We start from the raw sequence: 3,867 nt of genomic DNA on the forward strand, positions 1-3,867 counted from the left end.
CCCGCCCAGACCGCCGAAAGCGGGATCATATGGGCGAGGTTCAGGGTCGAGATCGGCGGCTGGCGGACATTGGCATAGGCATGGCCGGGCAGCGAACCCAGCCAGGCATCGACCGCGTTGATCGTCTCGACCATGGCGGTGAAATCCCGGCCCTGGATGACCTTCTCGACCAGTCGAAGTTTCTCGTCGGCCAGACGCGGATCCTCATCCCAGACGGTAATGCTGGCGGTGACATAGGCCTGTCCGGCGAAGTCGGCGCCGAGCTCCTGCAGCGCGAGATCGGCATCAGCCGCCTTGTTCGCGGCATCGGTATCGACCAGCGCCGATTGCTCGTTGGTCATCACTTCGCGCAGGATGGCGGCGATGCTCTTGCGCTTGGCAAACCATTGCCGGCGCACCTTGGTGACCATCCGTGTGGCCTCGAGTTTGTCCATCAGGATCGCGCGGGTCGACCAGCGATAGGGAAAGGCCAGCCGGTTCAGCTCATCGAGGATGCCGGGCGTCGTCGCGGTCGGAAAGCCGGTGATGGTGAGAATGCGCAGATGCGCCCGGCCGAGCTGCGGCTCGAGCCCGCCGGTGAGCGGCTGATCGGCGAGCAGAGCGTCGAGATAGATCGGCACCTCAGGAAGGCGCACGCGCTGGCGATTGGTGGAGATGGTCGAATGCAGGTAGGTGAGCGCCTCGCCATCATCGAGCCAGCGGCATTCCGGCATGAAACCGTCGAGCAGCGCCAGCACCCGGTCGGAACGGTCGATGAACCCGCGCAGGATCTCATGGGCGTCCACGCCGGCGTGTTCGCGCCCCTCGTAAAGCCAGGTCTCGGCCCGCGCCGCATCTTCGGCGGGCGGCAGATAGAGCAGCGTCAGGTAGTAGCCCGAGATGAAATGCATCCCCTGCTCCTCGAAGGCGGCCTTGCGCTCGGCATCGAGCAACGCCGAGGCGGGATCGGGGAAATGGCTCTCGGGATAGGTCGCCGCCTCGGAACGCTGCGCCTCAACGAAAATCGCCCAGCCTGAGCCGAGCCGACGCAGAGCATTGTTGAGCCGCCCGGCGACTGCGACCAGTTCCGCCGCCACCGCGCTGTCGAGGTCCGGTCCGCGAAACTGCGCCGTGCGCTGGAAGCTGCCGTCCTTGTTCAGCACGACGCCCTTGGCCACCAGCGCCGCCCAGGGCAAGTAATCGGCCAGACGCGCCCCGCGGGGACGGTATTCGGAGAGGTTCATCACGCCCCTGCCCTCCTTCAGACCTGCAGATGCCCGGGCAGGCGCAGATGCCTGCGCCCGACCTCGACGAAGAGCGGATCGCGCCGCGCAGCCCAGACCGCTGCCGCGTGCCCCAGAAGCGCGATCGCAATCCCCACCAGCCAGAGCTGGAGCCCGAGGCCGATGGCCCCGGCCAGCGTTCCGTTCAGGATCGCGAAAGCGCGCGGCGCCCCACCGAGCAGGATCGGCTCGGTCAGCGCGCGGTGGACCGGCACGGAAAAGCCCGGCACCTCGGAGAGCTGCTCCAGCATCAGATCAGCGCCCCGCCGCCGAAGGAGAAGAAGCTCAGGAAGAAGGAGCTGGCGGCAAAGGCGATGGAGATGCCGAAGACGATCTGGATCAGGCGGCGAAAGCCCCCCGAAGTGTCGCCGAAGGCGAGCGCGAGGCCGGTGGTGATGATGATGATCACCGCGACGATCTTGGCGACCGGCCCCTCGATCGACTCGAGTATGCTTTGCAGCGGCGCCTCCCAGGGCATGGACGAGCCCGAGGCCCGGGCCGGCTGGGCAAGCGCGAGGCTCACCCACGCGAAAGTGGCAGCCGTCGCTACATGGCGAGGAATATGAAGGGGGTTCGGGATCATGCGCTGTCTCCTGTTTCGTGAGCGGTGGACGTCGGGAATTTGGCCGGGAAAACCCGGAAATCGCCATCGGCGCCGAGACCTTCGACCCGGGCGAGTTCGATGAGGCGGCGCGCCCCACCGCGACCGGCGAGAACGGCGACAAGGTCGATGGTCTCCGCGATCAGGGCGCGTGGCACGGTGACCACGGCTTCCTGAATGAGCTGTTCCATGCGGCGCAGGGCCCCGAGCGCAGAACCCGCATGAATGGTGCCAATGCCGCCCGGATGTCCGGTGCCCCAGGCTTTCAGGAGATCGAGCGCCTCGGCACCGCGGACCTCGCCAATCGGGATACGGTCGGGCCGCAGGCGCAGCGAAGAGCGCACCAGATCGGAGAGCGAGGCCACGCCCTCCTTGGTGCGCAGGGCAACGAGATTGGGCGCGGCGCATTGCAGCTCGCGCGTATCCTCGATGATGACCACGCGCTCCTGCGTGCTTGCCAATTCGGCGAGGAGCGCATTGGTCAGCGTGGTCTTGCCAGTCGAGGTGCCGCCCGCGACCAGGATATTGGCGCGCCCGACAACGGCAGCCCGCAACACCCGGGCCTGTTCGGGCGTCATCACCTCGGACGCCACGTAGTCATCGAGCGAGAAAACGGCGATGGCCGGTTTGCGGATCGCGAAGGCCGGGGCCGCGACCACGGGCGGCAGCAAACCCTCGAAGCGCTCACCGGTCTCGGGCAATTCTGCCGAAACCCGCGGCGCGCCGGCATGGACCTCCGCCCCGACATGGTGCGCGACCAGACGGACGATGCGCTCGCCATCGGCGGGCGAAAGCGTTTCGCCGGTGTCGGCCAGGCCCTCGGACAGCCGGTCGATCCAGAGCCGCCCGTCGGGGTTGAGCATCACCTCGACGGTCATGGGGTCTTCCAGAAACCGGGCGATCGCCGGCCCGAGCGCGGTGCGCAGCATCCGCGCGCCTCTCTCGATCGCTTCTGGTCGCCGGTCGTGCGCCGCCATGTCGTCCCCGTTCCTTTGCCGGACGCCTCCAACAGGCAGCCCCGGATCGGGGTCGATTAAGAAAGCCGGAACTGGCGCCGGTTCAACAGATGTTCAGGTGGCGTAGGGTCGTGGCGTGCAACGACAGGGGAACGGAGGTTCTGACCAGAGTGTGCTGGGCTCGTACACGCGGAGACAGAAAGTCTTGCTGATCCGAGCAAATCGACCAGCTGTCGAACGCCGAGACTCGTTGACACAATCGGGCTGGCTTTCTGAGCCTTGCCAAGGCGCAGCGTCACGCAATATTGGCCCAATCGTCAGCCCTCTGACCCAAACCGGACCTTGGGCGCGGTATGGGTCGAATGTCGCGGATGCGGGACGAAGCGGACTTTCACTGCACTACGCATGAAGGTCAGTTCCGGTTAACAATGGCCCCATGCGGCGTTCCTCATACCAACAGATCACCGATTGGAACCAGCGCCGCGGCGATCACCCCCGGCTCGGGATGGAGCTCGTTGCGCAGATCGACGCGCTTCATGCGGACGTTGATACCATCGCAGCACTCGCCCCGCCGTTTGTCGAGTTTTTTCGATCAGGCTCGTTACGACGCTGGAAGTCTTCCTTCGAGGCGTCATAGCTGAGCTAGTAATGGCGGGCTGCAGTATTTCGAACGTGGAAAGCGGCTGGCAAAGGGCCCCAAGATCGACCTCACCTTCGCCGCCCACATTGATCGCGCGAATTAACGATTGGGGATTTCGTCGCACACGCAGTATCACTCAACAGCATTGAGGCTGTCGTCGGTTCTCTGAACACGCGCCTCAATGGCTTTGCAATGAAGTTGAGGGTGGCCCATCCAAGATGGTCAGAGGAGAAAGGCGATTGGCCGCTACCCGCGATTGTCGAGGACTAACGATTTGATGAGGTAATCCTCCCCTTTTTAGCGGGGCGCATCCGTAGAATTCACGCGGCCATTTTCAGTTTCATGGCGGGTGTGATGCCGCCGATGCCCATGTTCGGGCGGTCGTTGTTGTATGTCCATAGCCATTGC

General features: G+C 65.0%; 3 protein-coding genes and 1 pseudogene. All 4 read right to left on the reverse strand.

From position 1 onward, the window contains the following. Positions 1-1,226 (reverse strand): annotated as a pseudogene (locus tag AB7U46_RS17465) (conjugal transfer protein TrbE); the annotation flags it as partial. A 14-nt stretch (positions 1,227-1,240) separates the two neighbouring features. Next, on the reverse strand, positions 1,241-1,513 hold the full coding sequence (locus tag AB7U46_RS17470) for a VirB3 family type IV secretion system protein (protein WP_275735521.1): 273 nt from the start codon (positions 1,511-1,513) through the stop codon (positions 1,241-1,243). Beyond that, positions 1,513-1,845 carry a TrbC/VirB2 family protein gene (locus tag AB7U46_RS17475; RefSeq protein WP_428338263.1) on the reverse strand — a complete coding sequence of 111 codons (333 nt, stop codon included), beginning with the start codon at positions 1,843-1,845 and terminating at the stop codon, positions 1,513-1,515. Before AB7U46_RS17475 ends, AB7U46_RS17470 begins: the two co-directional genes overlap by 1 nt. Beyond that, complete coding sequence (gene trbB / locus AB7U46_RS17480) at positions 1,842-2,792, reverse strand: P-type conjugative transfer ATPase TrbB (RefSeq protein ID WP_428338264.1); 951 nt, start codon at positions 2,790-2,792, stop codon at positions 1,842-1,844. The genes AB7U46_RS17475 and trbB overlap by 4 nt, the downstream gene beginning before the upstream one ends. Positions 2,793-3,867: the final 1,075 nt, after the last annotated feature.

Origin of the sequence: Paenirhodobacter sp. (assembly GCF_050177655.1) — a bacterium.
Taxonomy (GTDB): domain Bacteria; phylum Pseudomonadota; class Alphaproteobacteria; order Rhodobacterales; family Rhodobacteraceae; genus Rhodobacter.